Origin of the sequence: Streptomyces viridosporus T7A, from assembly GCF_008704515.1 — a bacterium.
Lineage (GTDB): Bacteria > Actinomycetota > Actinomycetes > Streptomycetales > Streptomycetaceae > Streptomyces > Streptomyces viridosporus.
The window spans coordinates 6,983,392-7,009,656 of sequence record NZ_CP023700.1 but is presented as its reverse complement, the minus strand read 5'-3'; the positions used below and the strand labels follow the sequence as shown (position 1 = coordinate 7,009,656).

Below are 26,265 nucleotides of genomic sequence, written 5' to 3'. Positions count from 1 at the left end.
CAGTGACACGGCAACGGAGAATGTGGGCCGCCCTGGTGGCCGCCCTGCTCATGACGCTCGGTCTGCAGACCGCCTCCGCGGCCGACGGCACCGGGGCCACCGGCGCCAGGGCTTCCGGCGCCGGAGCGGCGGACCAGGTGCTCACCTGGACCGCCGGGAACGACATCGACCGGTACCTGTCGGCGCCGGCGACGGCGGTGGCGGGCCCGGCGACGATCGTCTTCGAGAACAGCGCGGCCACCGGCAACACCACCGGCATGCCGCACACGCTGACGTTCATGACGTCGGACCCGGAGTTCAACAGCGACGTCCAGCTGAACATCCTGGCCAACCCGGGCGACGCCCAGGGCGGCCGGCACACCGCCGAGGTCACGCTCACCCCGGGCCGCTACCTCTACTACTGCACGATTCCCGGCCACGGCCAGATGCGGGGCGTCCTGACGGTGACCGAGGGCGGTGGTGAGGACACCACGGCGCCCGAGGCGACGGCGAAGGTGACCGGCACGCGCAACGCCGAGGGCGCGTACGTCGGCTCGGCGAGCGTCGCCGTCGAGGCCACCGACGAGGGATCGGGCGTCGACCGGATCGAGTACGCGATCGGCGACGACGGCGCCTGGCAGCCGTACACCGCGCCGGTCGTGGTCGACCGGGTCGGCACGCACACGGTGCGCTACCGCGCCCTGGACAGGGCGGGCAACGTCTCGGCCGAGAAGAGCGTGCAGTTCACCGTCGTCGCCCCGCCGTCGGACGACACCGCACCGCCGGACACCTCGGCGACCGTGGACGGCGAGCGGAACGGCGACGGCGCCTACATCGACATGGCGACGGTCACCGTCACCGCGTCCGACACCGGCTCCGGCGTCAACACCATCGAGTACGCCATCGGTGCCGACGGCGCCTGGCAGCCGTACACCGGGCCGGTGATGGTGCACCGGACCGGCACGCACACGGTGCGCTACCGGGCCACCGACAGGGCGGGCAACGTCTCGGCGGAGAAGAGCGTGGAGTTCACCGTCGTCGCCGCTCCCCCGCAGGACACCACCCCGCCGGTGACCGGTGCGACCGTCACCGGCACGAAGAACTCCGACGGCGCCTACGTCGGCAACGCCAGGGTGACCGTCAGCGCCACCGACGAGGGCGGTTCCGGCGTCGCCGGGATCGAGTACTCCCTCGACGGCGGTCCCTACCTGGCGTACACGCAGCCGGTGGTCGTCGACCGGGCGGGCCGGCACACCGTGGCCTACCGGGCGAGCGACAAGGCGGGCAACACCTCCCAGGCGCTCACGGTGAGCTTCACGGTCGTGGCGGGCGGCGGGGTCCCCGCGCCCAACTGCCCGGAGTACGACGAGCGGTTGACGGTGATCGTCGGCACGGTCGACTCGGGGGTGCCCAACCGGGTCACCAACAACCGGTGCCGGATCGGCGAGCTGATCGAGGACGAGAAGGAGTGGACCTCGCAGGCGCTGTTCCTCAAGCACGTCCGGACCGTCCTGGACGGGCTGCAGAAGGAAGGAGTCGTCGACGAGCGGGAGCACCGCGCCGTCGACCGGGCCGCCCGCCAGTCCGGCATCGGCAGGCCCGGCCAGACCGAGGGCTACCGCACCATCCTCGACGGCAGCCCGGAGTCGTTCGCCCGGTGGCAGCACGTGGGCGGCGGTTCGTTCGCGCTGAACCCGGACGGGTCGATCACCTCCGGCACCACCAGGGGCGGGCTCGGCATGCTGTGGTTCCCCGAGCGCACGTACGGCGACTTCTCGCTGAAGCTCCAGTGGCGGGACGACGCCCCGGGCACCGGCAACGCCAACTCCGGTGTGTTCGTGCGGTTCCCGCAGATCCACGACCACCCGGAGGAGTCGCGTCCGGAGTGGGTCGCCATCAAGTACGGGCACGAGGTGCAGGTGTTCGACTCGCCCACCGGCGACATGTACAAGACGGGGTCGGTCTACGGCTTCGACCGCGTGGGCCTGGCCGGCGCGGGCGTGACGCAGAAGGGCACCTGGAACGACTACGAGATCCGCGTGGTGGACCAGCACTACTCGGTCTACCGCAACGGTGTGCTGATCAACGAGTTCGACAACATCGGCGGCCAGGACTTCTCCCCGCCGCGCTCGGACGACCCGGGCACGGACGGGCGGCGGTTCGCCTCCGGCTACGTCGGACTGCAGGTGCACGGCACGACCGACGTGGTCTCCTACCGGGACGTCCGGATCAAGGAACTTCCCTGACGGCCGTCCTGACGTGGTGACGGCCCGCCCGGTGTCTCCCGGCACCGGGCGGGCCCCGTGACCGGCGTCCGGGCCCTGCCCCGGGTGCCGGTCACGGCTTCATGATCACCTTGACCGCGCCCTCCTGCTTGCGCTGGAACATGTCGTAGGCGTGCGGCGCCTCGGTCAGCGGCACGTGGTGGGTGGCGAAGTCCTCGACGCCGAGCGGGTCCTCGTCCGTGAGGTAGGGGATGATCTCGTCGCTCCAGCGGCGGACGTTCGCCTGCCCCATGCGCATCTGGATCTGCTTGTCGAACAGGGTGAGCATGGGCATCGGGTCGGCCATGCCGCCGTAGACGCCGGACAGCGAGATGGTGCCGCCGCGCCGCACCAGCTCGATGGCGGTGTAGAGGGCGGCGAGCCGGTCGACGCTGAAGCGCTCCGCCATGGGGGCGCTCAGCTTGCGGGGCAGCAGCGCCGAGGCGTTCTGCACCATGCGGGCCGCCGCGCTGCCGTGCGCCTCGGTGCCGACGGCGTCGATCACGGCGTCGGGGCCGCGGCCGTCGGTCTGGTCGCGGATCGCCTCGACGAGCTCCTTCTCGTCGTCGAAGGACCTCAGGTCGAAGGTCTCCACGCCCCTCTCCTTCGCCCGGCGCAGCCGCTCCGGGACCAGGTCCACGCCGAAGACGCGCCCGGCACCCTGGAGCCGGGCGACCCGGCAGGCCATGTCGCCGATGGGGCCGAGGCCGAGCACGGCGACGCTGCCGCCCTTGGGGATCCCGGCGTAGGCCACGGCCTGCCAGGCGGTGGGCAGCACGTCGGAGAGGTAGAGGAACCGGTCATCGGGCGGCCCTTCCGGGACCTTGATCGGACCGTACTGCGCCTGCGGGACCCGCAGGTACTCCGCCTGGCCGCCCGGGACGGCGCCGTAGAGGCGGGTGTAGCCGAACAGGGCCGCGCCCATGCCCTCGGAGCTGACCTGGGTGGTCTCGCACTGGGTGGGCAGTCCGGTCAGGCACATCCAGCAGTTGCCGCAGGCGATCTGGAACGGCACCACGACCCGGTCGCCCACCTGGAGGTCCGGCACCGCGGCGCCGGCCTCCTCCACGATCCCCATCGGCTCGTGACCGAGGATGTCGCCCGGGGTCATGAACGGGGTGAGCACTTCGTACAGGTGCAGGTCGGATCCGCACAGTCCCGTGGAGGTGACGCGGATGATCGCGTCCGTCGGCTCCTCGATCCGGGGATCGGGCACGTCCTCCACGCGGACGTCCCGCTTTCCCTGCCAGGTCACTGCCTTCATCGCCGCCTGCTCCCTCCGTCGTGGCCGGTGCGCCGCTGCTGTGGTGGGCCCCGGGTACCCGAGCGGTTCCGGCCCCAACCACGCCGCTGCGCCGATCGGCGGAACCACCGCGCGGCATCGCCACTGATCAAGAAAGACCATCAACAATCAGAAAAGTGCACAATTAAGTCACCCCAGGACGCGAGGCGGACACAGTGGCGACGGTGAGCACGGGACGAGGGGCGCGCGCACGGCGCGGCACGGCGGCGAGAGCGCTGCCGGCCGTCCTGGTGGCGGCCGGTCTGGCGGTCGGCCTGGTGACCGGCTGCACGTCGTCCGGCGGCTCGACCGACGACAAGCGCGGTTCGACGGCGCCGGCCACGCGGGAGCCGCGGCCGAACGGGTCGGGCGGCCGCCCCGCGCTCGTGGTGAAGATCGACAACACCCCCGCCGCCCGGCCCCTCACGGGCCTGGACGCCGCGGACGTGGTGTACGTCGAGCAGGTCGAGGGCGGGCTGAGCCGGCTACTGGCGGTGTACGCCACCCGGCTCCCCGGATCCGTCGGGCCGGTGCGCAGCGTCCGTGAGTCCGATCTGGAGCTGCTGCGCCAGTTCGACCGGCCCGTCCTGGCCTTCTCCGGGGCCCAGAGCAAGCTCCTGCCGCTGATCGACCGGGCGCCGCTCGAGGAGGCGACGCCCGTGTCGTCACCGGACGCCTACAGCCGGGGCACGGACCGCTCCGCCCCGCACAACCTGTACCTGCGACCGGAGCGGCTCATGGACGGCCCGCCCGGCCGGGCCGCCCTGACCACCGGCTTCCGCTTCGGCCCGGCCCCCGCGGGCGGGAAGCCGGAGAACGCGCTCACGGTGCGCTACCCGGCGGCCCGTTTCACCTTCACCTGGTCGGCCGCCGACGGCCGCTGGCTGGTCTCGCTGGACGGCACCCCCGCGACCACCACGGAGGGCGGCCGGCCGGCACCCGCGACCGTGGTCGTGCAGTACGTGACCGTGCGCCCCTCCGGCTACCGGGACTTCCTCGGCAACACCACCCCGTACACCGAGACGGTGGGCTCAGGGAAGGCCACCGTGCTGCGCGACGGCCGCGCGTACGGGGTGAACTGGAGCCGCCCGACCGCCCGGGACGGCACCTCGTTCACCACCGCGGACGGCGAGCGGATGACCTTCGCGCACGGTCAGGTGTGGGTGGTGTACGCGAAGGCCCCCTGACCGGCCCGGTCCCAGCGGTCTCCCCGGTCAGCGCGGGTCGGCCGGGGCCCCGGCGGGGTGGCGCAGCCCTTCGGCCGCGTCCGCGACCCGCCGGAGCAGATCGAAGAACACCGCCCGCTCGTCGGCGCCGAGCGGGGCCAGGAAGACCTGGTTCATCCGCGCGGTGCGCACCGTCAGCTTGCGGTGGGTGCGCACGCCGTCGTCGGTGAGGCGCAGCAGGAAGCGCCGGCCGTCCTGCGGATCGCGGACCTTGTCGAGCAGCCCGCGCCGGATGAGCCGGCCGATCACCTCGGCGATGGTGGACCGGTCCAGCCCCACCCGCTCCCCCACGGTCCGCTGGTCCAGGCCCGGCTCGGCGACGAGCGCGTTGAGGACGGCGAACTGCGGCGAGGTGATCTCCTCGGAGACCATCGTGTTCCACAGCAGGTGGTGCGCCTGCTGGAGCCGCCGGGCCAAGTGTCCGGGATGGGTGGTGAGATCCACCGCCGCCATGTCCGCTCCCACGGTCGGTTCTGCTTCCGGTTCGTTGGTGCACTGAACGATACCCGCACCGGGGGCGACTGTCCGCCCCTCCCACCTTCACCTCCGTACCTTGTTTTCCAGGGTATTGACGCTCCCCTCCTCACGATGGCAGCGTGAGGGCGGCCTCGCGGAAATACTCAGTGCCCTGATTAATTTCGGTCGGGGTATCGGGAAGGAAGGGGGTTCCTCGGATGGACAAGGTGGTGGCCTCCGCCGGGGAGGCGGTGGCCGACGTACCGGACGGTGCGTCGCTGGCGGTGGGCGGTTTCGGGCTGAGCGGTGTGCCGGACGTGCTGATCCGGGCGCTGCACGAGCGCGGGGTCGGCGGCCTGTCGGTGGTCTCCAACAACTGCGGGGCGCTGGAGTCCGGGCTCGCGGTGCTGCTGGCGGCGGGGCGGATCGCCCGGGTGACCGGTTCCTACATCGGCGCGAACAAGGAGTTCGCCCGGCAGTACCTGGCCGGGGAGCTGGAGGTGGAGCTGATCCCGCAGGGCACGCTCGCGGAGCGGCTGCGCGCGGGCGGGGCCGGCATCCCGGCCTTCTACACCCCGGCCGGGGTGGGCACGCAGGTCGCCGAGGGCGGACTGCCCTGGCGCTACGACGGGAACGGCGGGGTGGCGCTGGCCTCCCCGCCCAAGGAGGTGCGGGAGTTCGACGGCACGCAGTACGTGCTGGAGCGCGGCATCCGCACCGACTACGCCCTGGTGCGGGCGGCGCGGGGCGACCGGCACGGGAACCTGGTGTTCAACAAGTCGAGCCGCAACTTCAACCCCCTCGCGGCGATGGCCGGGCGGGTCACCATCGCCGAGGTGGAGGAACTGGTCGAGCCCGGCGCCGTCGACCCCGACGCGGTGCACCTGCCGGGCGTCTTCGTGCAGCGGGTCGTGGCGCTCACGCCCGGGCAGGCGGCCGACAAGAAGATCGAACGGCGCACGATTTCCGCGCCTCCGGCACGAGGGGCGGCGAGCAACTGATGGCCTGGACACGGGAGCAGATGGCCGCGCGGGCGGCCCGCGAGCTGCGGGACGGCCAGTACGTCAACCTCGGCATCGGCCTGCCCACGCTCATCCCCAACCACCTCCCGCCCGGCGTCGAGGTGGTGCTGGAGAGCGAGAACGGCATCCTCGGCACCGGCCCCTACCCCGCCGAGGACGCCGTCGACCCGGACCTGATCAACGCCGGGAAGGAGACCGTGACCGTCCTGCCGGGCGCCTCCTTCTTCGACTCGGCGCTGTCCTTCTCGATGATCCGGGGCGGGCACATCGACGTCGCCGTCCTCGGCGCCATGCAGGTCTCCGCGCGCGGGGACCTGGCCAACTGGGCCATCCCCGGCAAGATGATCACCGGCATCGGCGGGGCCATGGACCTCGTCCACGGCGCCCGCACCGTGCTCGTCGTGATGACCCACACCGCCAAGGACGGCTCGCCGAAGATCCTCGCCGAGTGCACGCTGCCGCTGACCGGCAAGCGTTGCGTGGACCGGATCATCACCGACCTCGGCGTCCTCGACGTCACCGACGACGGGCTGGTCCTCGCCGAGACCACCCCCGGCGTGACCGTCGAGGAGATCACCGCCAAGACCGGAGCCGAACTCACCCTCGGGGAGGGCCTGTCGTGACCGACCCCCTGACGCAAGCCGACGTGGACCGGGAGATCGCGGCCGAGCGCGCCGCGTACGGGAAGCGGGTCGCCGACGGCGCGCCCGTCGAACACCATCCGCGCCGCGACTACGCGCCGTACCGGTCCTCGGTGCTGCGCCACCCCAAGCGGCCGCCGATCGCCATCGACGTGTCCAAGGACCCGGAACTGGTGGAGCTGTCCTCCCCGGCGTTCGGGGAGCGGGACATCACCGAGGTCGACAACGACCTCACCCGGCAGCACGCCGGTGAGCCCATCGGGGAGCGCATCACCGTCTCCGGCCGGCTGCTGGACCGGGGCGGCCGGCCCGTGCGCGGCCAACTGGTGGAGATCTGGCAGGCCAACTCGGCCGGGCGGTACGCCCATCAGCGCGAGCAGCACGACGCCCCGCTGGACCCCCACTTCACCGGGGTGGGTCGCACCCTCACCGACGCCGACGGCCGCTACCGCTTCACCACCGTCCGGCCGGGCCCGTACCCGTGGCGCAACCACCTCAACGCCTGGCGGCCGGCGCACATCCACTTCTCCGTCTTCGGCACGGCGTTCACCCAGCGGCTGGTGACGCAGATGTACTTCCCGAACGACCCGCTGTTCCCCCACGACCCGATCCTGCAGTCCGTGACCGACGACGCGGCCCGGCAGCGGCTGGTCGCCACCTACGACCACAGCCTGTCCGTGCCGGAGTTCTCCCTCGGCTACCACTGGGACATCGTGCTCGACGGGCCGAACGCCACCTGGCTCGAAGAAGGGCGCTGACCTGCCATGACGAAGACCGACACCGTCGGCCCGGAGAACGTTCCGCCCACCCCCTCGCACACCGTCGGCCCCTTCTACGGCTACGCGCTGCCGTTCCCCGGCGGCGAGGACATCGCGCCCCAGGGGCATCCGGACACGGTCACCGTGCACGGGTACGTGTACGACGGCGAGGGCCGGCCGCTGCCGGACGCCCTGCTGGAGCTGTGGGGACCGGATCCGGAGGGCAACCTGCCGACGACGGACGGCTCGATGCGGCGCGACCCGGCGAGCGGCGGCTTCCTGGGGCGCAACGGCGTGGAGTTCACCGGCTTCGGGCGGATCCAGACCGACGCGGACGGCCACTGGTACGCGCGCACCCTGCGGCCCGGGGCACGCGGCCGCAGCGCGCCGTACCTCAGTGTGTGCGTCTTCGCCCGCGGTCTGCTGGTGCACCTGTTCACCCGGATCTACCTGCCGGGCGACGCGGCGGCGCTGTCCGCGGACCCGCTGCTGTCCCGGCTCGAGGCCGACCGCCGCGACACGCTGGTCGCGAAGGACGAGGGCCGCGGCACGTACCGTTTCGACATCCGCCTTCAGGGCGAGGGCGAGACGGTCTTCCTGGAGTTCACATGACGTCGGCCGATGACGACACCGGCCTGCTCGCCCCCGGGTGGGCCGGTTCCCCGGCCGCGGCCGAGACGGCGGACGCGGCGTTCCTGCGGGCGCTGCTCGACGCGGAGACGGCGCTGACCCGGGCCCAGGCGGCCCTGGGGCTCGTCCCGGACGAGGCCGTGGCCGCGGTGACGGAGGCGGCCGCCCCCGGACGCTTCGACCTCGCCTCCCTCGCCGAGCGGGCGCGGGGCGGCGGGAACCCGGTGATCCCGCTGGTCGCGGACCTGACGCGGGCGGTCGGCGAGCCGTACGGTCCGTTCGTGCACCGGGGCGCGACCAGCCAGGACATCATGGACACCGCGACGATGCTGGTCGCCGCACGCACCCTGGACCCGGTCCTCGCCGACCTCGGCCGCACCGAGCGGGCGCTGGCCGGCCTGGCCGCCGAGCACCGGGACACCCCGATGCCGGGCCGCACGCTCACCCAGCACGCCGTACCGACGACGTTCGGGCTGAAGGCCGCCGGATGGCGGTCGCTGGTGCTGGACGCCCGGGACCGGGTGACGGCGGTACGCGGCTCGCTGCCCGTCCAGCTCGGCGGAGCGGCAGGCACGTTGGCGGCGTTCACGGCGTACGGGGCGGACGACGCGACCGCGCTGACCGCCGCCTACGCCCGGGAGCTCGGGCTCCGGGCACCGCTGCTGCCCTGGCACACCCTGCGCACGCCGGTCGCCGACCTCGCCGGCTGTCTCGCCTTCACCGCCGGCGCGCTGGGCAAGCTCGCGGCGGACGTCCTCACTCTCTCCCGCACCGAGATCGCGGAGGTCTCCGAGGGCAGCGGCGGCGGCTCGTCCGCCATGCCGCACAAGGCGAACCCGGTGCGGTCGACGCTGATCGCGGCCGCCGCCCGGCGCGCACCACAGCTCGCGGCCACGCTGTACGGCGCGCTGGCGGCCGAGGACGAGCGGCCGGCCGGGGCCTGGCACGCCGAGTGGGAACCGCTCAGGGACCTGCTCCGGCTGGTCGGCGGCACCGCACGGGACGCCGCCGAGCTGACCGAGGGGCTGCGGGTGCACCCGGACGCCATGCGCGACCACCTCGGTCTCACCCACGGGTTGATCGTCTCCGAGCGGCTGTCCGCCGAACTGGCGCCCGTGCTCGGCCGGGCCCGGGCGAAGGAGCTGCTCACCGAGGCCGCCGAGCGCACCCGTGCCGAGGACCGGTCCCTGGCCGACCTCCTCGCCGAGGAGCCGGAGCTGACGGATGTCGACCTCGGCGAGCCGACCGACCCCGCCCGTTACACCGGCTCCGCCGGTGTCCTCACCGACCGTGCTCTGGAGCGACGTTGACCGAGACCCTCCTCAACCACCGTGCCGAAGGCCCCGCTTCCGCTCCCCCGCTGCTCCTGGGCCCCTCGCTCGGCACGTCGTACGCCCTGTGGGACGAGGTGGCGCCCGAACTGTCGGCCGCGCACCGGGTGGTCCGCTGGGACCTGCCGGGGCACGGCGGTTCGGCGGCCGGGCTGATCGGCCCCGGGGCGACCGTGGGCGATCTGGCGGAGCTGGTGCTGGCGCTCGCCGACGCGCTCGGCATCGAGCGGTTCGGGTACGCGGGGGTCTCGCTCGGCGGTGCGGTGGGGCTGCACCTGGCCGTGCACCATCCGGAGCGGGTGGCGTCGCTGGCCGTGATCTGCTCCTCGGCGCACTTCAACGGCGCGGGGCCGTGGGAGGAGCGGGCGGCGCTGGTGCGGCACGAAGGGCTGGCCGGGCTGGCGGAGAACGCCGACGCCCGGTGGTTCACCCCCGGGTTCACCGTGCCGCGTCTGGTGCGGGACCACCGGGAGGCCGACCCGGACGCGTACGCCGCCTGCTGTGACGCGCTGGCCGCGTTCGACCTGCGCGAACGGCTCACGGAGATCGGGGCGCCGACGCTGCTGATCGCCGGCCGGGAGGATCCGGCGACCCCGCCCGCGCATCTGCGCCAGATCGCGGACGCGGTGCCGGGTGCCACGCTCGTGGAGCTCCCCGGGGCCTCGCACCTGGCGCCGGCGCAGTGTCCGGAGGCGGTGCTGACGGCGCTGCGGGCGCACTTCGACGGGGGCGCCCGGCGCGGCATGGAGGTGCGCCGCGAGGTGCTGGGCGACGCGCACGTGGACCGGGTCCAGGCCCGGCAGACGCCGTTCACGGCACGCTTCCAGGACTTCGTCGCGCGCTACGCCTGGGGCGAGGTCTGGACCGACCCGACGCTCTCCCGCCGGGAGCGCAGCATGATCACCCTCACCGCGCTGGTCGCCCACGGCCACCACGACGAGCTGGCGATGCACGTCCGCGCGGCGCGCCGCAACGGGCTCACGCCCGAGGAGATCGGGGCGGTGCTGCTCCAGACGGCGGTGTACTGCGGGGTGCCCGCGGCCAACTCGGCGTTCGCGACGGCCCAGCGGGTGCTGGAGGAACCGGAGGAGGAGGACCGCCCTTGATTGTGTGTCGCCCCTCGCCTCACCCCGTGCGTACAAGGGGTGACGCACGACGGAGCCGACCCACGGAGGGCGGCCCTGGGCGGGCCGTCGCTCCCGGCGGGCCCGGCGCCGCGGATCACCGCGACGGCACGTGTCCGGCACCCGCCCCCAGCGCGGCCAGGGCGCGGGCCGCCAGGCCGTCCGCCCCGCAGGAACGCGCCAGCGCGAGGCCCCGCTCGAGGTCGGGACCGGAGCGGGCGAGGATGCCGTACTCGACGCGGGCCGCGGCGTGTTCGTACTGGCAGGGCGAGGACTCCAGGTATCCGACCGCCTGGGCGGCCAGGCGGACCGCGCGCCGGCCGGTCTCCAGGGCGGCGGCGACGCGCAGGGCCTCTCCCACGGCGGTGTCCGTGCCGAAGCGCTCGGCCCGCCGGCGGACGTCGACGGCGAGCCGGGCGGCACGGGCGGGATCCTCGGTGGCGAGGGCGCGGGCGAGGTCGGCGGCCCCGAACACGTGGACCGGGTTGTGGTGGCCGCGGGCGTCCGCCGCCTTCCGGGCCGCCTCCAGCTCGTCGACGCCCTCCTCGGTGCGGCCGGCGGCGAGCAGCAGCCGACCGCGCACGGAGCGCAGGTCGGGCAGGACGACGGTGGACGGGTAGGGCGGTGCGAAGCCGTGCCGTTCGGCCACCGCCCAGGCCTCGTCGACGTGGCCGCGGGCGAGCAGGGTGTCGACGAGGTTGCTGGTCACCGTCCAGTAGAGGGGCAGTCCGCGGCCGACGCGTTCGGCGAGGCTCAGGGACCTGCGCAGCGACTGCTCCGCGGCCTCCAGCCGGCCCCGCCTGCGGTGCGCGAGGCCCACGTAGGCGTGGGCCAGGACGAGGTGGCCGCCGCTCCAGCCGGCGGTCTCGTAGGCGCGCAGGGCCTCGTTGCAGAGGCTTTCCGCGCGGTCGAGGCGGTCGGTGTAGGCGTAGGCGCTGGTGAGCATCAGCAGCAGTTCGACGCCCCACTCGGAGTCGGTCCAGCCGAGACCGGGGGCGAGGCGGCCGTTGACGAGGGCGCGGTCGCAGAGTTCGACGACCTCCTCGGCGTTCTCGCCGCGCATCATGGCGTCGAAGCCGCGCAGGATGAGCAGCGCGCGTTCGGAGTTGTCCCGGCCGGTGCAGGTGGCGGCGAGTTCGGCCAGGCGCTCGGAGCGGCCGGGGGAGGTGGTCTCACCGGCGTGGATACCCTCCCACATGAACTGCACGGCCCGCAGCCGCAGGTGGGCGGGGCCGGAGCCGAGCCGGACGGCCTCCGCCTCGACGGTGCGGACGGCCTCCTCCATCTGGTCGTTGTGCAGGAGCGCCTGGGAGAGCCGGACCACGGCGTCCACCCGCCGCTCGCCGTCGAGGCCGGGCATGCCGAGCGCGGTCCGCAGGTGGCCTATGGTCCGGGCGGGTGCGGTGAGGAAGGTGGCGCAGCCCAGTTCGTAGAGCACCTGCGCGTGGACCTCGGGGCGCGGTGGTTCCTCCAGGGCGCGTTCCAGGCAGCGGCGGGCGGCGTCCGGAGCGCCGACGGCGAGGTGTTCGCGGGCGGCGTCGCGCAGTTGCCCGACGAGTTCCTCGTCGTCGTCCGGATGCACTTCGAGGAGGTGGCGGGCGGCCGCCGCGGCGCCGCGCCCGGAGTCGGTGACGATCCGGGCGGCGATGCCGTGCATGGCGCGGCGCAGGGCGTCGGGGATGGAGTTGTAGACGGCGGTGGCGATCAGCGGGTGGACGAACTCGAGGTCGTCGGGTCCGGCGCGGCCGGTGGAGGGGTCGGAGGTGGTGAGGATGCGGGCGGTGCGCAGGAGTTCGGCGCAGCGGACGGCGTCGTCGTGGTCGAGGGTGGCGAGCCGGGCCACCAGGTCGACGGTGATGTCGGAGCCGAGGATGGCGGCGGCCCAGGCGAACCGGGTGGCGTCTATGCCGAGGAGCTCGAGGCGGGCGACGAGGCCGCCGCCGCGGGCGGAGCGCGCAGTTCGCCGGCGTGGGCCTCGACGGGCTCGAGTTCGCTGTCCTGGACCTTGGCGAGCAGTTCGACGGTCTCGTAGGGGTTGCCGCCGGTGACGGCCCACACCTCGCGGCAGAACGCGGCGTCGGCGTTCTCGCCCAGGGTGGCGCGGGTGAGCCCGGCCGTGGCGGCCGGGGTGAGGGCGCTCAGCGTGGTGACGGGGTGGTCGGCCGCGGCGGCGACGGCGTCCAGGTGGCGGGCGCTCGTTCCGGAGACGTCGCCGGGCCGGCGGGCGACCACGACGAGGACGGACAGGTCCGCCAGGCGTTCGGCGAAGGAGGCGAGCCAGTACAGGGTCTCCTGGTCGGCCCAGTGGGCGTCGTCGATCAGCAGCACCAGCGGCCAGTCCCGGCGGGCCAGCCGGCGCACCGCGGCGATCAGTCCCTCGCACACGCCCTGCGGGTCGGCCTGCCGGTCGCCGGGCTCCGCTATGCCGAGGGCGGGGCCGGCGATGTCGTACCAGTCGCCGAGGTACTCGCGGGCCTCCTCCGGCAGCATCGACACGAGGGCGGGCTGGAGGAGTTGGCGCAGGACGTTGAAGGGGACGGAGCGCAGGGTCTCGCCGCCGCGGGCGGACCACACGGTGCAGCCGCGCTGTTCGGCGATGCGCCGGGTCTCGCCCAGCAGCGCGGTCTTGCCGAGACCCGCCTCGCCGCGGAGCACCCGCAGGCTGCCGGGCGAGGAGCGGTCCGCACACAGGGTGTCGACCGCCTGTGCGAGGGCGGCGATCTCCTCGTCGCGCTCCCACAGGGAAGCCGAGGCGGCGGCCGTGGGCCCTACCTCCGTCATCCCGCTACCTCCCCAGTCGCCCGAACGACGTACAGGGCTTGAGCGTAGTCCTCCGACCGCTCCGGCGGTGGCCGCTCGGGGCAGGTGTTGCCGTGACGGGTGACACCGGGGGCGAGGGGTCGACGCGCTTCGCCTTCCACCTGGGTCTCGTCGGTCAACACCCTTAATAATAAAGGGAAATGGCGAAAACGGGACGAGCGCGGGCACGGTGGCGGTGCGGTCGGCGCGCCGGGGCGGACGGTGCCGCCGGGCGCTCCGCACGGGCCCGCGGGGCCTATGACGGATCTCTCTCATCCGACTTTCACCGACGCCTCATACGGTGGGGGCATGACGCAGGTGACTCCTCCCGGGTGGTACCCCGACCCCGGACAGCAGAATGACGGACCGCCCACCGAGCGCTGGTGGGACGGCAGGGCCTGGACGGACCAGGTCCGTCCGGCGGGGACGGCCGCCGGCTGGGGTCCCCCGGCGTCGGGCGGCGCGGCCGGGCCGGCGCATCCGGCCCCTCCGGCACATCCGGCCCACCCGGCCTACCCGGCCTACCCGGCACATCCCGGGCAGGCGCCGTCCGGCCGGGGACGCGGTGTGCGGACCGGGATAGCCGTCGCCGCGGCCGTCGCCGTGCTGGCGAGCATCGGGGTCGGCGTGTACGCGCTGGCCGACGGCGGCGGGGGCGGCGGCTCCGCGGCCGCCCAGGAGTCGGACGGACGGGACGGCGAGAGCCCGGGACCGGACGGCTCCGAGCCGCCGCGGATCGAGAGCGGGTCGGTGACCGACGGGCTGAGCGGGATCAGCCTGCCCGTCCCGGACGGCTGGTACGGCCAGGAGCTCCCGGTGGGCGCCCAGGTGATGTCGAAGGACGCGTACGACTGCCCCGGCAACACCTCCAAGTCCTGCACCAAGGGCGGGGCGTACTCGGCGCCGGCCCCGGCGCTCGGCACGCGCGGCTCCACCGCCGAGGAGGTCGCCAAGGCGGACATCTCCGCGAACGCCGAGGAGTCCTACGGCGGCGACGCCTACGGAAGGATCACCTCGCACGAGGTGCTGGCCTCCAAGGCGGTGACCGTGGCCGGGCAGAAGGGCTACCTGGTGCGCTGGAAGGCGGTCACCAGCAAGGGCTCCGACGGGTACGTGCAGTCGCTGGCCTTCCCCTCCCCCGCGCAGCCGCGGCAGATCGTCGTGGTCCGCTTCGGCGTGGACACCGACCAGACGCAGTCCGTCCTCGACGAGATCACCGAGGGCATCGAGGCGTCGTCGGGCGGCGGCAACGGGCGGGACGTCTGACCGCGAACCCGTGACGGCCGGGTGGGGCGCCCCTCCGCTCAAGGAGCGCCCCACCCGGCCGGGGGGTGCGCGCCGCCCCCGTCCCCACGGTGCGGCGCGGCCGGTCCGCCGCCCGGTCATCCCGTGGACGGCGGCCCGGGTCTCATCGGAGGCCGAGGGCCGGCAGTACGGCGGCCTCCACGAACCGGAGCAGATAGTCCGGGTCGGCGTTCCTCCCCTCCAGGACGGGCCGGGCCCGCAGCACGCCGAAGATCTGGGCCGGGACGTACTCCAGCGCGGGGGTTCCGGCCGCGATCTCGCCGCGCTCGACACCGCGCCGGATGATCTCCCGCAGCGCGGCGACCTCCGGCTCGACCAGCGCCTCGCGCAGCGCCCGGGCCAGTTCCCGGTCCTGCAGGACCGCGTGCCCGAGCGCCTGGAGCAGCGTGGTGTCCTTCACCGACCACTGCCCCGCGCACCGCGCGGCCTCGCGCAGGTCCCCGGCGAGCGTCCCGGTGTCGATGCCGGCCAACCGGGCCTGCCGGTTGGCGCGCAGCGCCGCGGCGACGAACCGCGGCTTGGTCCGCCACTGCCGGTAGAGCGTGGACTTGCTGCACCGCGTGCTGGCGGCGATCCCGTCCATGGTGACGGCGTCGTAACCGCACTCGCGGATCTGGTGCAGTACGGCGTCGAAGAACTCCTGTTCCCGCTCGGGCGTGATCTTGGAGCGGCGCGAGGTGCCGACCGTTTCGGGTCGGTCCGCGGCCTGCGACGTCATCGGTTGCGCTCCCTTGCCCTTCGTCTCCCGAGCGGTGGATGCGCCGCCCCGGGGGTGCGTGCTCCAGTGTGTCCCATGTCGATCGATACGCCAGTGTACCGATACGCTCCCGTATCGGTACACTGCGGTATCGGTACGGACCCGTATCGATGAGGACCGGTACCCGCACGCGGCGACGAGCCGGGCCGGGCCACGAGCCGGCGCGGCGGTTCCGTCAGCACCACGACAGCACCACCGTCGGCGAAAGGGCCGGGAATGAGCCGGGGAACGAACGCCCGCGACGAGCCGGAGCCCTCGGGATCCGGCGGGTCGGCACGCCCGCCGCTCGTCCGGGAGCTCCTGCTCGTCGCGGGGCTCTTCCTCGCCTACAAGGCCGGCCGGTGGCTGGCGACCGGCCACGCCGCCGAGGCACGGCGCAACGGGCACGACGTGTGGCGCCTGGAGCGCGCGCTGCGCCTGCCCGACGAGGGCGCGGTGCAGTCCCTGCTGCTGCACGCGGACGGCCTCGTGCAGCTCGCGAACACCTACTACGCGGCCGTCCACTTCCCGGCCACCGCGGCCTTCCTGATCTGGCTCCATCTGCGCCGCCCGGCGCACTACACCTGGGCGCGCCGGGCGCTGGCCGCGGTCACCGCCGCCGCGCTGGTGCTGCACCTGGTGTTCCCGCTCGCCCCGCCGCGGATGCTCGCCGCCACGGGCCTGGTGGACACCGCGCGGGTGTACGGGCCGTCGGTCTACGGTCCGCCGCAGACCGACCAGTTGTCGAACCAGTTCGCGGCGATGCCCTCGCTGCACTTCGGCTGGGCGCTGATGGTGGCGGTCGGCCTGGTCGTCGCCACCCGCTCGCGATGGCGGTGGCTGTGGTCGCTGCACCCGCTGCTCACGCTGCTGGTGATCGTGGGCACGGCGAACCACTTCTGGCTGGACGCACTCGTCGCGGCGGCCCTGCTCGGTCTGGCGCTCGCCGTGCTGCGCCGGCCGCGCCCCGCGGCGGCCGGCACCCGCCCGGAACACGGACGGGTGCGGGCGCGGCACGCGCCGGCGCGGGACGAGGCGCTGGTGGGGACGGTCCGATGAGCGGCGTCCTCGTGGCCGTCCCGCCGTCCCCGGTCCCGGCCGTCGCCCGCGCCGCCGCGGCGGTCGTCCCGGAGCGCCCGACCTCGTGGACCTCCGGGACCGGTGTGCGGCGACTGCCGGCCGACGGCGCCTGACGGTGGTCGGGCGCGCCTCCGCCCCACTGGACCGCGCCGCCGCCCGGCCCGTGCCGCTCAGTCGGCGGCCGGCACCACCCGGAGGTGGGAGGCGGCGCGGCGGGCCCTGCGGTTCCCGGTGGGGGTGCGGCGCGCCTCGTGCAGGACCAGCGTCAGCCGGGTGCAGTCCATGCCCGCCAGGGTCCTGGTGGTCTCCGCGAGGATCCGGCAGTCGGTGGCACCCCAGCGCGGGTCGGGGTGCAGCAGTGGCCGTACCGCGCCGTCGTGTTCGGCGGCCTGCTCGCCGACGGCCCTCAGCCAGTGCGGCAGGCCGTGCCGGTAGGCGGCCTCCATGATCGGGTCCTGGGCGATGTCACGACGGATGGCCTGCAGCCCGCGGTCGTGTCCGTACCGCTCGACGGCCTGGGCGAAGTGGGCCAGCATCGGCAGGCACCAGCTGGACTCGTGGTCGCCGAGGACCGTGGCGGCGTCCGGGTGGAAGAGGACGAACCGGAGGAAGTTGTCGGTCGGCAGGGCCGTCGGATGCGGTTCGACATCTCGAAAAAGTGTCCGGAAAGCACTGTTGGTCAGCAGCACGTCCCAGCGGTGGTCGATCACCAGGGAGGGGAAGGGCACGGCTTCGAGGAACACGGCGTAGTCCGCCAGATAGGCCCGGGTCTCGGGAGTCTCGGGGGCGGGCCGCGGTGCCGGCCGCTGCCCTCCTGCCTGATAAGTCATCGGGAGGTCACCCCTCTTGCCTGTGCGGCCCTGACGCGGCGCCCCGATCCTGCTGCCCCGACGCGCGGCGTGTCAACTATCGTGGCATTTCATGCCGGTTGACGGCCGAAATTGGCCACAGTTGTGGCGAGACCTGGATGTGAGTTCGAACCACCGGCTAGTCTCCGTGAAGTTCACGGCAACCGTTGTGAGAAGCCTGTGAGAGACGTAGGAGATCTGTCGGTGACGGGTGGCTTCGAGGGTCCGGACACCGCGCCGACGACCGCGCTGCCGGCCGTCGTCGCCCGCGTCACCGCACTCGCCGACCGGCTCGGCGTACCGCACGCCGAGGTCTTCGACGTCGGCCGGCTGTCCGTCGCCTCCGGTGTCCCGGAATCCGTGGTCAAGGCACTGCTGAGCGGCCGGCCCGCGGGCGAGCCCGATGTGCAGGCCCGTTTCGTGCAGCGGCTGGACCTGCTGCGCCGCACCCGGCTGAAACCGAACGGCCGCAAGTACACGCAGCAGGAGATCGCCGACGGCGCGGGCATGTCCCGGCAGCAGGCCGGTGCCCTGATCAACGGCGACCGGCGCCCCACCATGGAGCACTGCGACGCCATCCAGCGGTTCTTCCGGGTGCACGCCGGTTTCCTCACCGCCGAGGATCCCGAAGCACTCGCGAGCGCGCTCCAGCACACCGAGCAGGAGCTGCTGCAGAAGCTCGCGGACCGCGAGCGGGCGGCGGCCGCGGCCGCCGAGGACCCGCTGGAGCGGCTGCTGCAGGATCACGGGGTGCGCGGGATCGCGTGGCGGGCCGCGCAACTGCCCACCGACCAGCACCGCGACAAGGTCGCGGAGTGGCTGGACATGCTCCTGGAGAACGTCCAGCGGCCCGAGTCGTGACCGGGGAGAACTGTGGGCATCGGTAGGGAAATGCGCCGCCTGTGCGGTGAGTTGGTGGCGGAGCTGACGCTTCCCGTCCCGGCACGGCCCGCCGATCTGTACGCCGCCCTGTGCGAGGCGATGAGCAGGCGCCGCGGCCGGCCCGTGCAGTTCCGTACGGCCGCGTTCCCGCCGGGGACCGCGAGCGGGCTGTGGCTCGACATGGCGGACCGGGACCTCGTCGTGGTCGAGGAACGTACGGCCCCCGACCACCAGTTGGTGATCCTGGGCCACGAACTGTGGCACATGAAGGCCGGGCACTGCGGCCACCACGTCCAGGGCACCGAGGTCGCGACGCGCTTACTCGGCGAGGAGGTCGACGAGGAGGCCCTGCGGGCGACCGTCCTGGGGGTCGCCGCACGCACCCGCTTCGACCTGGCCGACGAGAAGGAGGCCGAGGCCTTCGGTCTGCTGCTCGCCAGCAAGTGCCGTACGTGGCTCGCCGGTTCGTCGCTGCGGGGACCGGTGCAGCGGGATCACCTGGCGGGCCGGATCGAGGCGTCGCTGGGCTACCTGGGCCCTCAGGGCTGAGGCGGCGCCCGCGGTCACGGCGGGCGGGCGCGCCGCTCCCGCACTCCGGCGCGCGAGTCCCTCTCCCCCGCTTCCCCCCGCCGTCCTTCTCCGCCGGGTGGGCGAACCGGAATGCGGCGGAACCCGATTGTCAGTGGTGGGCGGCAAGCTGGGGGTGCGTCCCCTTTTGTACGGGGCGCGGGACCCATGACCACGACACGGGGAGAGCGAGCGATGCCCACCGCCGTACTGACCGACCGCGAGCGCACCGCCGTCCAGGCCTATCTGCGGCTGCTGCACACGGTGCGCGCCACCTTCGACGCGCCGGCCGGGCCGCCGTCCTCGCCGCGGCCCCCGATCGTGCCGCCCGCCGTCCTCGCCGAGGCGGAGGCCGCCCTGGCCCGGGCGGGGCTGACCGGCGCCGAGGAGGAGTTCTTCCGCATGGTGCGGGACTGGTGCCCCGAGCCGTGACCGCGGCGTGCCCCGGTGCGCGGTGCGGTCAGCCGTGCGGCACCGCGACCGCCGTCGCGACCAGTCCCCCCTCGGCGGTCCAGCGGCCGTCGAAGTGGTCGAGGCGGCGGTCGCCCACCCGGGGGCCGGGGACGAGGAGCGCGGCCCGGAAGCCGCCGCGGGTCCGCTCGCCGGGGTCGGTGAAGAGGTCGATGTCGGCCTCGTGGAAGTCCAGCCACTCCCCGGTGAGCGGGAACCACGCCTTGTAGACGGACTCCTTGGCGCTGAACAGCAGCCGGTCCCAGTGCACCGCGGGCCGCTCCGCGGACAGCCGCCCGATCCGCGCCGCCTCCCCCGGCAGGGACACGGAGGCCAGGACGCCCTCGGGCAGCGGCCCGTGCGTCTCGGCGTCGATGCCGAGGGAGGCCAGGTCGGCGGTGCGGACGAGAGCGGCGGCGCAGTAGCCCTCGCAGTGGGTCATGCTGCCGGTCAGCCCGTCCGGCCAGACCGGAGCCCCCCGCTCACCGGGAAGCACGGGCCGTGCGGGCACACCGAGCTTCCGCATGGCGCGGCGGGCGCAGGAGCGTACGGCGGTGAACTCCCGGCGGCGCTTGGGCACCGCCCGGGTCAGCAGCGCCGCCTCCTCGGGGTACAGCGGGGCGTCGGCGCCGTCGTCGCCGTAGGCCTCCACGACGACCACCGTCCGCGGCAGCAGTTCCTCGATCACCGGCTGCCGTCCTCCCGGGGCACGATCCGACGCGGCCGGCCCGGCGGCTGCTTCCGCTTGCGCCACTCGCGGGGGTAGCCCACCGACACCTCCTCGAAGCGGACGCCGTCCTGCCAGGTGGTCCGCGGGATGTGGAGGTGGCCGTAGACCACGGTGTGGACGTCGAACCTGCGGTGCCAGTCGTCGGTCAGCGTGGTGCCGCACCACATGGCGAACTCCGGGTACCACAGGACGTCCGTCGGGTGCCGGTGCAGCGGATAGTGGTTGACGAGGACGAGGGGGAGGCCGTCGGGCAGTGCGGCGAGCCGGCGTTCGCTCTCGGCGACCCGGGCCCGGCACCAGGCCTCCCGGCTCGGGTACGGGTCGGGGTGCAGCAGGTGCTCGTCGGTGCAGACGACGCCGGTGCCGTGCGCGTACGCCAGTCCCTCGTCCTTGGTGGCGCACCCGGCCGGCAGGAACGAGTAGTCGTACAGCAGGAACAGCGGGACGACGGCCACCGGGCCACCGGGGCCCTCCCAGACCGGATAGGGGTCCTCGGGCGTGGTCACACCCAGTTCGCGGCACTGCTCGACGAGGTGCTCGTAGCGGGCGGCGCCGCGCAGGGTGACGGCGTCGCTCGGATGGGTCCACAGCTCGTGGTTGCCGGGCACCCAGACGACCCGGGCGAACCGGCCGGAGAGGGTCTTGAGGGCCCAGCGGACGTCCTCCACGGTCTCCGCCACGTCACCGGCCACCAGCAGCCAGTCCTCGTCCGACTCGGGCCGCAACCGTTCGACCAGGGCGCGGTTCTCGTCGTAGCCGATGTGCAGGTCGCTGATGGCCCACAGGCTTCCGCCGCCACCGGTCCCAGCCGTCATCCGTCGCCCCCTCAGCGGTCACGAACGACACCACGAGATCACATCCGTGCCCCTGGAACAAGGACGAACCACCGTCGCGCGCACCACCGGCGGGGGTTTTCCCGGGCGCGTGCCGCGGCGGCGGTGCCCGTGCGGCTCCGTCATCCGCGCGGTGCACGAGGCCGCCCGCGGAAGTCGTATGATCTGCCCGACACCACCGCCAGGAGATGCCCTTCGCACGGGGCGGTTCGGTGACCCTCCATACGTCCTGCCCGGGCAACGGGCCGCCCAGCCCTGCCCGCACCCCGTGAAAGGCGGCCTGCATGGCCTCTCGCGTACGCGTCTGGCTCAACCGCACGTACGCGGAGAACGTGTTCTTCATCGATCAGCTGAGGAGGAATCCCGGCGACCGGGCCGTCGAGATCCACGCCACCCACGGCGATCCCGACTCCCCCGTGCTGGCCGCCGCCGACACCGCCGCACCGGAACCCGAGGGCCTGTCCCCGGCCGCGTACGTCGAGTACGCGCTCGCCCAGTGCGCGCGGCGGGGCATCGACGTGTTCGTGCCCCGGCTGCACCAGTCGGCGATCGTCGCGCACCGCGCCGAGTTCGAGGCGGTCGGCACGGCGCTGCTGGCGCCGCCGCCCGAGGCGGTGGCCCTCTTCCAGGACAAGGTGGTCGCCTACGAAGCGGTGCAGTCGATCGGGGTGCCCGTGCCGCCGTGGTGGCGGGTCCGGTCCGCCGACGAACTCGTCGCGGCCGTCGAGGAGTTGGAGGGCCAGGGGTACCGAGCCTGCTTCAAGCCGGCGTCCGGCGCGGGCGGGGTGGGTTTCCGCGTGATCACACGGGCGCCCTTCTCGCTCACCCAGCTGAGCGGTTTCCCGAGTCCGTACGTGCCGTTCGACCTGGTGCTGGACGCGCTCCGGCAGGCGGACGAGCCGGTGGACTGGCTGGTGATGCCGCGGCTCGAACAGCCCGAGGTGTCGGTGGACTGCCTCACCGGCCCCGACAACCGGATCCGGCTGGCGGTCGGCCGCACCAAGAACGGCCGCCGCCGGGGCTTCACGCTGCACGAGCAGTGGCTGGAGCCGGCCCGGCGGATCGCGGAGGGCTTCGGGCTGCACCACCTGTCCAACATCCAGTTCCGGATGCTCGGCGAGCAGCCCGTGCTCATGGACGTCAACACCCGGCCGGCGGGCGGTCTGCACCAGCTGTCGCTGTGCGGGCTGAACGTCCCGTGGGCCGCCGTGCGACTGGCGCTCGGGGAGGACCCGGGCGAGATGGCACCGCCGTTCCTGGGCCAGGACTACACGGTGGTGTCCGGGCCGCGCCCGCTGCGCCCCGTGCCGTTGCCGCGGCAGCGCGCCGAAGCGGCCGCACTGGGCGCCGTACCGGCCCCGGCGGCGCCCGTGGAGCCGAGGACGGCGGCCCCGGGCCGGCTGGGCGCCTCCGCCGCGGACACCGCGGCCGGGGCGCCCGCCTGAGGCCCCGGCGTCCCGCGTCCGGGACCGGCCCCGGCACGGTCGCCGTGCGGGGGCCGGATTTTTTCCGGGGAATTTTTCGCGCGGGGTGTATCAGGCGCCGGGTCGCGTGCTCTTAACGGTGTAGGAGGACGGGGGAATCCGCCGGGCGGGGGAAAGCACGGGGGGCACGGGGGAATCCGCCGGACGGGGGGGAACACGGGGGAAGCACGGGGGATACGGGGGAACCGGGGGGCTCGGGTCGGTCGGCCGCTGTCACGGGGGGCGACCGGCCGACCCGAAGCGGGTTCTCCCGCGCGAGGTCACGTGAGGTAGGAGAGGCCGGGGTGGACGGCGGTGTAGCCGTCCACGAGCCGGCGGGCCACGTTCACGGAGTCGACGAGCGGGTGCAGCGCGAACGCCTTGAGCGCCGTGGCGCGGGAACCGGACCCGGCGGCGGCGAGCACCTCGCGCTCGGCCGCCTTGACCGCGCACACCAGGCCGGTGGCGTGGTCGGGCAGCGGGTCGGCGGGCACGGGGTGCGCGCCGCCGGCGTCCACCCGGCAGGGGAGCTCGACGACGGCCTCCGCGTCCAGCGGCGCGAGGGCGCCGCGGTTGCGGACGTTGAGGATCAGGGTGGTGCGCTCGTCGCGGGCGATGGCCCGCATCAGGGCGAGGGCCACCTTCTCGTAGCCGCCGGACAGGTCCTCCTCCTCGCGGTCCCCGGCGCCTGCGGTCTCGCGGTTCTCGGCCATGTAGGTGGCTTCGCGTTCGGCGCGGGTGCGGTTCCACAGCTCCAGCGCGGGGACGCCGGGATCGCCCGTCCCGGCGTAGAACCGGGCCTGCTGGTCCAGCAGGAAGGCCCCCCGGGTCCGCTCGGCCCGCCGGGCGGACCGTACGGCCTCACGGGTGAAGTAGTAGTAGTGCAGGTACTCGTTGGGGATCGCGCCCAGGGAGCGCAGCCAGTCGGCGCCGAAGAGCCTGCCCTCCTCGAACGAGCCGAGCAGTGCGGGGTCGGCGAGCAGGCGCGGGAGCTCGTCGCGGCCGGCGACGCGCACCGAGCGCACCCAGCCGAGGTGGTTGAGGCCGGCGTAGTCGATCCACGCCTCCTCGGGGCGCACGCCGAGCACCCGGGCGATGCGGCGGCCGAGGCCCACCGGTGAGTCGCAGATGCCGATGACGCGGTCGCCGAGGTGGCGGGACATGGCCTCGGTGACCAGGCCGGCGGGGTTGGTGAAGTTGATGACCCAGGCGTCGGGGGCGAGACGGGCCACCCGCCGGGCGATGTCGACGGCGACGGGCACGGTGCGCAGGCCGTAGGCGATGCCGCCCGCACCGACCGTCTCCTGGCCGAGCACGCCCTCGGCGAGCGCGATCCGTTCGTCGTGCGCCCGGCCCTCCAGGCCGCCGACGCGGAGGGCGGAGAAGACGAAGTCGGCGCCGCGCAGCGCCTCGTCGAGGTCCGTGGTGGCGGTGACCTGCGGGGCGTCGGGCACGCCGTCGGCCTGCTCGGCCAGGACGCGGGTGATCGCCCGCAGCCGGCCGGCGTCCGGATCGTGCAGCACGACCCGGGTCACCCGCCCCTCGGCGCGGTCCCCGAGCAGTGCCCCGTACACCAGCGGCACGCGGAATCCCCCGCCGCCCAGAATCGTCAGCCTCACCTCTGCACCCTTCCGCGGTACCGCCCGGTCACCGGCCCGGACCGGGAGTGCTGGCGACCGGCACCTCGACGACCTTACCCGCGGCGCCCGACGCACCGGCGCGTCCGCGGCCCCCGGCGCGGACCGGCCCGGATCCGGCACGCACCGACGGGTGCGGGCCGGGCGGCCGGGCGCCGCGGTGGCCGCGCGACCGACCCGGGAGCCACCGCGCCCCGACGCTCGCACGGGCCCCGTGGACGACGGCCCGACGGCCCGACGGCCGCGCACCGCCCGCCGCCGACCCGGCGCACCGGGAGACAGCCGGCCGTGACCGCCCGCTCCGTGCGTGCCCGCCCCTTTCCGCGGCCGAACGGAGAGACCCGCGCGGTGTTCCGGCCCGCCCCGGGCTCCGCGCACGGCCTCCGCCGCGGCACGCTTGCGCCCATTCGCGTCATTCATGAGGTGAACCCTCCCCGCGCACAAGGACTTTCTCGGTTACACCTCTTGACGGCGGAAGGGCCGCGGAGCACATTGGCGTCACTTTGAGAGCGCTCTCAAAACGCGGATCCGCGCTCTCGACGTACTCCCCGCACCGATCCTCCGTACCCGAGAGGCATCCCCACATGAGTGACACCTCCGGCACACCCCGCACCCCCCGCAGACCCCGCCCCGTGAGGCGGGCGCTCCTCGCCGTCGTGAGCACGCTGGGCCTCGCGGCGGCCGCCGCGACCGTCGCCAGCCCGTCCGCGAGCGCCTCCGCGCCGCCTCCCCCGTCGGGCTGGACCCAGGTCTTCGTCGACGACTTCGAGGGCCCCGCGGGCCGCGGCGTCGACACCTCCCGCTGGCAGTACGCGACCGGCAAGGGCTACCCGGGCGGCCCGGCCAACTGGGGCACCGGCGAGATCGAGACGATGACGTCCAGCACGGACAACGTCTCCCTCGACGGCAACGGCAACCTCCGCATCACCCCGCGGCGCGACGCCTCGGGCAACTGGACCTCCGGCCGCATCGAGACCAACCGCACCGACTTCCAGCCCCCGGCGGGCGGCACGATGCGCGTCGAGGGCCGCATCCAGGTGCCCAACGTCACCGGGGCCGCCGCCAAGGGCTACTGGCCGGCGTTCTGGATGCTGGGCGCGCCCTACCGGGGCAACTATTGGAACTGGCCCGCGGTCGGCGAGCTGGACATCATGGAGAACACGCAGGGCATGAACACCGTGTTCGCCACCATGCACTGCGGCACCGCACCCGGCGGCCCCTGCAACGAGAACAGCGGCATCGGCGGTTCCACCACCTGCCAGGGCACGACCTGCCAGGCCGGCTTCCACACGTACCGGATGGAGTGGGACCGCTCCACCGCCGTGGAGGAGATCCGCTTCTACCTGGACGGCAACAACTTCCACACCGTGCGGGAGAACCAGGTCGACGCGGCCACCTGGTCGAACGCCACGGACCACGGCTTCTTCGTCATCCTCAACGTGGCGATGGGCGGTGGGTTCCCCGACGCCTTCGGCGGCGGCCCGGACGCCGGCACCCAGCCCGGCCACTCGATGCTGGTCGACTACGTCCAGGTGCTGACCTCCGCCGGCGGCGGCACCACGCCCCCGCCGACCGGGAACCGCGACGCCTACGGCACCCTCCAGGCCGAGTCCTACGACGGCCAGTCCGGCACGATGACGGAGACGACGTCGGACACCGGCGGCGGCCAGAACGTCGGCGCGCTGGCCAACGGCGACTGGCTGCACTTCAAGGGCGTCGCTTTCGGCTCCACCCCGGCGCGGCAGTTCTCCGCGCGGGTGGCGAGCGGCGCGGCACCCGGCGTCAGCGGCCTGGTCGAGGTGCGCCTGGACAGCCGGAGCAACGCGCCCGTCGGCAGTTTCGCGGTGGGCAACACGGGCGGCTGGCAGTCGTGGCGGACGATCCCGGCGAACATCAGCCCCGTCACGGGCACGCACGACGTCTACCTGACCTTCACCAGCGGTCAGCCGTCGGACTTCGTGAACGTCAACTGGTTCACCTTCGGCCGCTGAGCACCCCCGCACCGGCCTCCCCGGCCGCAAAAGGGGCTCCACGCGTACGTGGAGCCCCTTTTGCGTGTCCGGGGTCCCGCGGGGGCCCGAAAAGGGCGGCGGCGTCCCGCGCGGCCGGGACGGGCGGCATGACCGGCACGGTTCCGCGGTACTCGCCGCTGCGCGAGAAAGAGGGTGGTGATCGAGATCGTCCGGGCGACCGGCGTGCCGACCGGCACCGGGAACACCCCG

Annotated in this window: 23 protein-coding genes and 1 pseudogene; 16 read left to right on the top strand and 8 right to left on the bottom strand. The window is 74.0% G+C overall.

The features are described from left to right. The first annotated feature begins 20 nt into the window (after positions 1 to 20). The gene (locus tag CP969_RS32015) at positions 21 to 2,225 is read left to right on the top strand and encodes an OmpL47-type beta-barrel domain-containing protein (RefSeq protein WP_016823708.1); all 2,205 of its coding nucleotides are present in this window, start codon (positions 21 to 23) and stop codon (positions 2,223 to 2,225) included. A 91-nt stretch (positions 2,226 to 2,316) separates the two neighbouring features. Here CP969_RS32015 and CP969_RS32010 read toward each other — a convergent pair whose 3' ends face one another. Next, positions 2,317 to 3,507: a zinc-dependent alcohol dehydrogenase gene (locus CP969_RS32010; protein WP_016823709.1), complete on the bottom strand. Its 1,191-nt coding sequence runs from the start codon at positions 3,505 to 3,507 to the stop codon at positions 2,317 to 2,319. A 194-nt stretch (positions 3,508 to 3,701) separates the two neighbouring features. Here CP969_RS32010 and CP969_RS32005 point away from each other — a divergent pair, with 194 nt between their 5' ends. Next, complete coding sequence (locus tag CP969_RS32005; protein WP_016823710.1) at positions 3,702 to 4,712, top strand: DUF3048 domain-containing protein; 1,011 nt, start codon at positions 3,702 to 3,704, stop codon at positions 4,710 to 4,712. A 27-nt stretch (positions 4,713 to 4,739) separates the two neighbouring features. Here CP969_RS32005 and CP969_RS32000 read toward each other — a convergent pair whose 3' ends face one another. Continuing rightward, the gene (locus tag CP969_RS32000; RefSeq protein WP_016823711.1) at positions 4,740 to 5,204 is read right to left on the bottom strand and encodes a MarR family winged helix-turn-helix transcriptional regulator; all 465 of its coding nucleotides are present in this window, start codon (positions 5,202 to 5,204) and stop codon (positions 4,740 to 4,742) included. A gap of 221 nt (positions 5,205 to 5,425) precedes the next feature. Between CP969_RS32000 and CP969_RS31995 the strand changes: the two genes are divergently transcribed. Genes CP969_RS31995 through pcaDC form a run of 6 tightly spaced genes read left to right on the top strand, consistent with a single transcriptional unit; the run spans position 5,426 to position 10,695 of the window. Beyond that, on the top strand, positions 5,426 to 6,208 hold the full coding sequence (locus tag CP969_RS31995; RefSeq protein WP_016823712.1) for a CoA transferase subunit A: 783 nt from the start codon (positions 5,426 to 5,428) through the stop codon (positions 6,206 to 6,208). Next, the gene (locus CP969_RS31990; protein ID WP_016823713.1) at positions 6,208 to 6,852 is read left to right on the top strand and encodes a CoA transferase subunit B; all 645 of its coding nucleotides are present in this window, start codon (positions 6,208 to 6,210) and stop codon (positions 6,850 to 6,852) included. The genes CP969_RS31995 and CP969_RS31990 overlap by 1 nt, the downstream gene beginning before the upstream one ends. Beyond that, positions 6,849 to 7,628 (top strand): protocatechuate 3,4-dioxygenase subunit beta, encoded by a 780-nt coding sequence (gene pcaH, locus CP969_RS31985; protein WP_016823714.1) that lies wholly within the window; start codon positions 6,849 to 6,851, stop codon positions 7,626 to 7,628. Before CP969_RS31990 ends, pcaH begins: the two co-directional genes overlap by 4 nt. A 6-nt stretch (positions 7,629 to 7,634) precedes the next feature. Beyond that, positions 7,635 to 8,240, top strand: coding sequence for a protocatechuate 3,4-dioxygenase subunit alpha (pcaG, locus tag CP969_RS31980; RefSeq protein WP_004980390.1), 606 nt, complete (start codon positions 7,635 to 7,637; stop codon positions 8,238 to 8,240). After that, on the top strand, positions 8,237 to 9,568 hold the full coding sequence (pcaB, locus tag CP969_RS31975; RefSeq protein WP_016823715.1) for a 3-carboxy-cis,cis-muconate cycloisomerase: 1,332 nt from the start codon (positions 8,237 to 8,239) through the stop codon (positions 9,566 to 9,568). Before pcaG ends, pcaB begins: the two co-directional genes overlap by 4 nt. Next, entirely contained in the window at positions 9,565 to 10,695 is a 1,131-nt protein-coding gene (gene pcaDC, locus CP969_RS31970; RefSeq protein WP_016823716.1) for a bifunctional 3-oxoadipate enol-lactonase/4-carboxymuconolactone decarboxylase PcaDC, read from the top strand. Before pcaB ends, pcaDC begins: the two co-directional genes overlap by 4 nt. 115 nt (positions 10,696 to 10,810) lie before the next feature. Here the strand turns inward: pcaDC and CP969_RS31965 are convergent. Then, positions 10,811 to 13,494 (bottom strand): annotated as a pseudogene (locus CP969_RS31965) (ATP-binding protein). 327 nt (positions 13,495 to 13,821) lie between these two features. On the opposite strand from CP969_RS31965, the gene CP969_RS31960 reads away from it, so the two are divergent. Beyond that, the gene (locus CP969_RS31960; protein WP_016823717.1) at positions 13,822 to 14,778 is read left to right on the top strand and encodes a DUF2510 domain-containing protein; all 957 of its coding nucleotides are present in this window, start codon (positions 13,822 to 13,824) and stop codon (positions 14,776 to 14,778) included. A gap of 142 nt (positions 14,779 to 14,920) precedes the next feature. Here CP969_RS31960 and CP969_RS31955 read toward each other — a convergent pair whose 3' ends face one another. Next, the gene (locus tag CP969_RS31955; RefSeq protein WP_004980707.1) at positions 14,921 to 15,535 is read right to left on the bottom strand and encodes a TetR/AcrR family transcriptional regulator; all 615 of its coding nucleotides are present in this window, start codon (positions 15,533 to 15,535) and stop codon (positions 14,921 to 14,923) included. Positions 15,536 to 15,790: 255 nt separating this feature from the next. Between CP969_RS31955 and CP969_RS31950 the strand changes: the two genes are divergently transcribed. Next, positions 15,791 to 16,612: a phosphatase PAP2 family protein gene (locus tag CP969_RS31950; RefSeq protein WP_016823718.1), complete on the top strand. Its 822-nt coding sequence runs from the start codon at positions 15,791 to 15,793 to the stop codon at positions 16,610 to 16,612. Next, positions 16,609 to 16,746, top strand: coding sequence for a hypothetical protein (locus tag CP969_RS33350; protein ID WP_016823719.1), 138 nt, complete (start codon positions 16,609 to 16,611; stop codon positions 16,744 to 16,746). The genes CP969_RS31950 and CP969_RS33350 overlap by 4 nt, the downstream gene beginning before the upstream one ends. Positions 16,747 to 16,803: 57 nt before the next feature. Here CP969_RS33350 and CP969_RS31945 read toward each other — a convergent pair whose 3' ends face one another. Then, positions 16,804 to 17,463 carry an MmyB family transcriptional regulator gene (locus CP969_RS31945; protein ID WP_004980711.1) on the bottom strand — a complete coding sequence of 220 codons (660 nt, stop codon included), beginning with the start codon at positions 17,461 to 17,463 and terminating at the stop codon, positions 16,804 to 16,806. 222 nt (positions 17,464 to 17,685) lie between these two features. Between CP969_RS31945 and CP969_RS31940 the strand changes: the two genes are divergently transcribed. The 3 genes from CP969_RS31940 to CP969_RS31930 all read left to right on the top strand — a co-directional run bounded on the left by CP969_RS31940 (position 17,686) and on the right by CP969_RS31930 (position 19,362). Further along, entirely contained in the window at positions 17,686 to 18,342 is a 657-nt protein-coding gene (locus CP969_RS31940; protein ID WP_004980713.1) for a helix-turn-helix domain-containing protein, read from the top strand. Positions 18,343 to 18,372: 30 nt separating this feature from the next. Beyond that, positions 18,373 to 18,912, top strand: coding sequence for a hypothetical protein (locus CP969_RS31935; RefSeq protein WP_016823721.1), 540 nt, complete (start codon positions 18,373 to 18,375; stop codon positions 18,910 to 18,912). 213 nt (positions 18,913 to 19,125) lie between these two features. Then, positions 19,126 to 19,362: a hypothetical protein gene (locus tag CP969_RS31930; protein WP_016823722.1), complete on the top strand. Its 237-nt coding sequence runs from the start codon at positions 19,126 to 19,128 to the stop codon at positions 19,360 to 19,362. Between the two features lie 28 nt (positions 19,363 to 19,390). On the opposite strand, the gene CP969_RS31925 is transcribed toward CP969_RS31930, so the two are convergent. Together CP969_RS31925 and CP969_RS31920 are read right to left on the bottom strand one after the other, a co-directional pair. Further along, positions 19,391 to 20,068 carry a 4'-phosphopantetheinyl transferase family protein gene (locus tag CP969_RS31925; protein ID WP_016823723.1) on the bottom strand — a complete coding sequence of 226 codons (678 nt, stop codon included), beginning with the start codon at positions 20,066 to 20,068 and terminating at the stop codon, positions 19,391 to 19,393. Next, positions 20,065 to 20,925 carry a metallophosphoesterase family protein gene (locus tag CP969_RS31920; protein WP_016823724.1) on the bottom strand — a complete coding sequence of 287 codons (861 nt, stop codon included), beginning with the start codon at positions 20,923 to 20,925 and terminating at the stop codon, positions 20,065 to 20,067. The genes CP969_RS31925 and CP969_RS31920 overlap by 4 nt, the downstream gene beginning before the upstream one ends. 302 nt (positions 20,926 to 21,227) lie before the next feature. Between CP969_RS31920 and CP969_RS31915 the strand changes: the two genes are divergently transcribed. After that, complete coding sequence (locus CP969_RS31915; protein WP_150474994.1) at positions 21,228 to 22,388, top strand: ATP-grasp domain-containing protein; 1,161 nt, start codon at positions 21,228 to 21,230, stop codon at positions 22,386 to 22,388. 299 nt (positions 22,389 to 22,687) lie between these two features. Here the strand turns inward: CP969_RS31915 and CP969_RS31910 are convergent, their stop codons facing one another. Beyond that, the gene (locus CP969_RS31910; protein WP_016823726.1) at positions 22,688 to 24,025 is read right to left on the bottom strand and encodes a 6-phospho-beta-glucosidase; all 1,338 of its coding nucleotides are present in this window, start codon (positions 24,023 to 24,025) and stop codon (positions 22,688 to 22,690) included. Positions 24,026 to 24,627: 602 nt separating this feature from the next. Here CP969_RS31910 and CP969_RS31905 point away from each other — a divergent pair. Next, positions 24,628 to 26,034: a glycoside hydrolase family 16 protein gene (locus CP969_RS31905; protein ID WP_004980727.1), complete on the top strand. Its 1,407-nt coding sequence runs from the start codon at positions 24,628 to 24,630 to the stop codon at positions 26,032 to 26,034. The last annotated feature ends 231 nt before the right edge of the window (positions 26,035 to 26,265 follow it).

What these genes read in the sequence shown, in the direction of transcription:
- CP969_RS33350 (WP_016823719.1), top strand. Translation starts at nt 16,609, where the DNA reads ATGAGCGGCGTCCTCGTGGCCGTCCCGCCGTCCCCGGTCCCGGCCGTC.
- CP969_RS31995 (WP_016823712.1), top strand. Translation starts at nt 5,426, where the DNA reads ATGGACAAGGTGGTGGCCTCCGCCGGGGAGGCGGTGGCCGACGTACCG.
- CP969_RS32015 (WP_016823708.1), top strand. Translation starts at nt 21, where the DNA reads ATGTGGGCCGCCCTGGTGGCCGCCCTGCTCATGACGCTCGGTCTGCAG.
- CP969_RS31935 (WP_016823721.1), top strand. Translation starts at nt 18,373, where the DNA reads ATGCGCCGCCTGTGCGGTGAGTTGGTGGCGGAGCTGACGCTTCCCGTC.
- CP969_RS31930 (WP_016823722.1), top strand. Translation starts at nt 19,126, where the DNA reads ATGCCCACCGCCGTACTGACCGACCGCGAGCGCACCGCCGTCCAGGCC.
- CP969_RS31915 (WP_150474994.1), top strand. Translation starts at nt 21,228, where the DNA reads ATGGCCTCTCGCGTACGCGTCTGGCTCAACCGCACGTACGCGGAGAAC.
- CP969_RS31945 (WP_004980711.1), bottom strand. Translation starts at nt 17,463, where the DNA reads ATGACTTATCAGGCAGGAGGGCAGCGGCCGGCACCGCGGCCCGCCCCC.
- pcaG (WP_004980390.1), top strand. Translation starts at nt 7,635, where the DNA reads ATGACGAAGACCGACACCGTCGGCCCGGAGAACGTTCCGCCCACCCCC.
- CP969_RS31905 (WP_004980727.1), top strand. Translation starts at nt 24,628, where the DNA reads ATGAGTGACACCTCCGGCACACCCCGCACCCCCCGCAGACCCCGCCCC.
- CP969_RS31950 (WP_016823718.1), top strand. Translation starts at nt 15,791, where the DNA reads ATGAGCCGGGGAACGAACGCCCGCGACGAGCCGGAGCCCTCGGGATCC.
- CP969_RS32000 (WP_016823711.1), bottom strand. Translation starts at nt 5,204, where the DNA reads ATGGCGGCGGTGGATCTCACCACCCATCCCGGACACTTGGCCCGGCGG.
- CP969_RS32010 (WP_016823709.1), bottom strand. Translation starts at nt 3,507, where the DNA reads ATGAAGGCAGTGACCTGGCAGGGAAAGCGGGACGTCCGCGTGGAGGAC.
- CP969_RS31990 (WP_016823713.1), top strand. Translation starts at nt 6,208, where the DNA reads ATGGCCTGGACACGGGAGCAGATGGCCGCGCGGGCGGCCCGCGAGCTG.
- CP969_RS31960 (WP_016823717.1), top strand. Translation starts at nt 13,822, where the DNA reads ATGACGCAGGTGACTCCTCCCGGGTGGTACCCCGACCCCGGACAGCAG.
- CP969_RS31920 (WP_016823724.1), bottom strand. Translation starts at nt 20,925, where the DNA reads ATGACGGCTGGGACCGGTGGCGGCGGAAGCCTGTGGGCCATCAGCGAC.
- CP969_RS31955 (WP_004980707.1), bottom strand. Translation starts at nt 15,535, where the DNA reads ATGACGTCGCAGGCCGCGGACCGACCCGAAACGGTCGGCACCTCGCGC.
- pcaB (WP_016823715.1), top strand. Translation starts at nt 8,237, where the DNA reads ATGACGTCGGCCGATGACGACACCGGCCTGCTCGCCCCCGGGTGGGCC.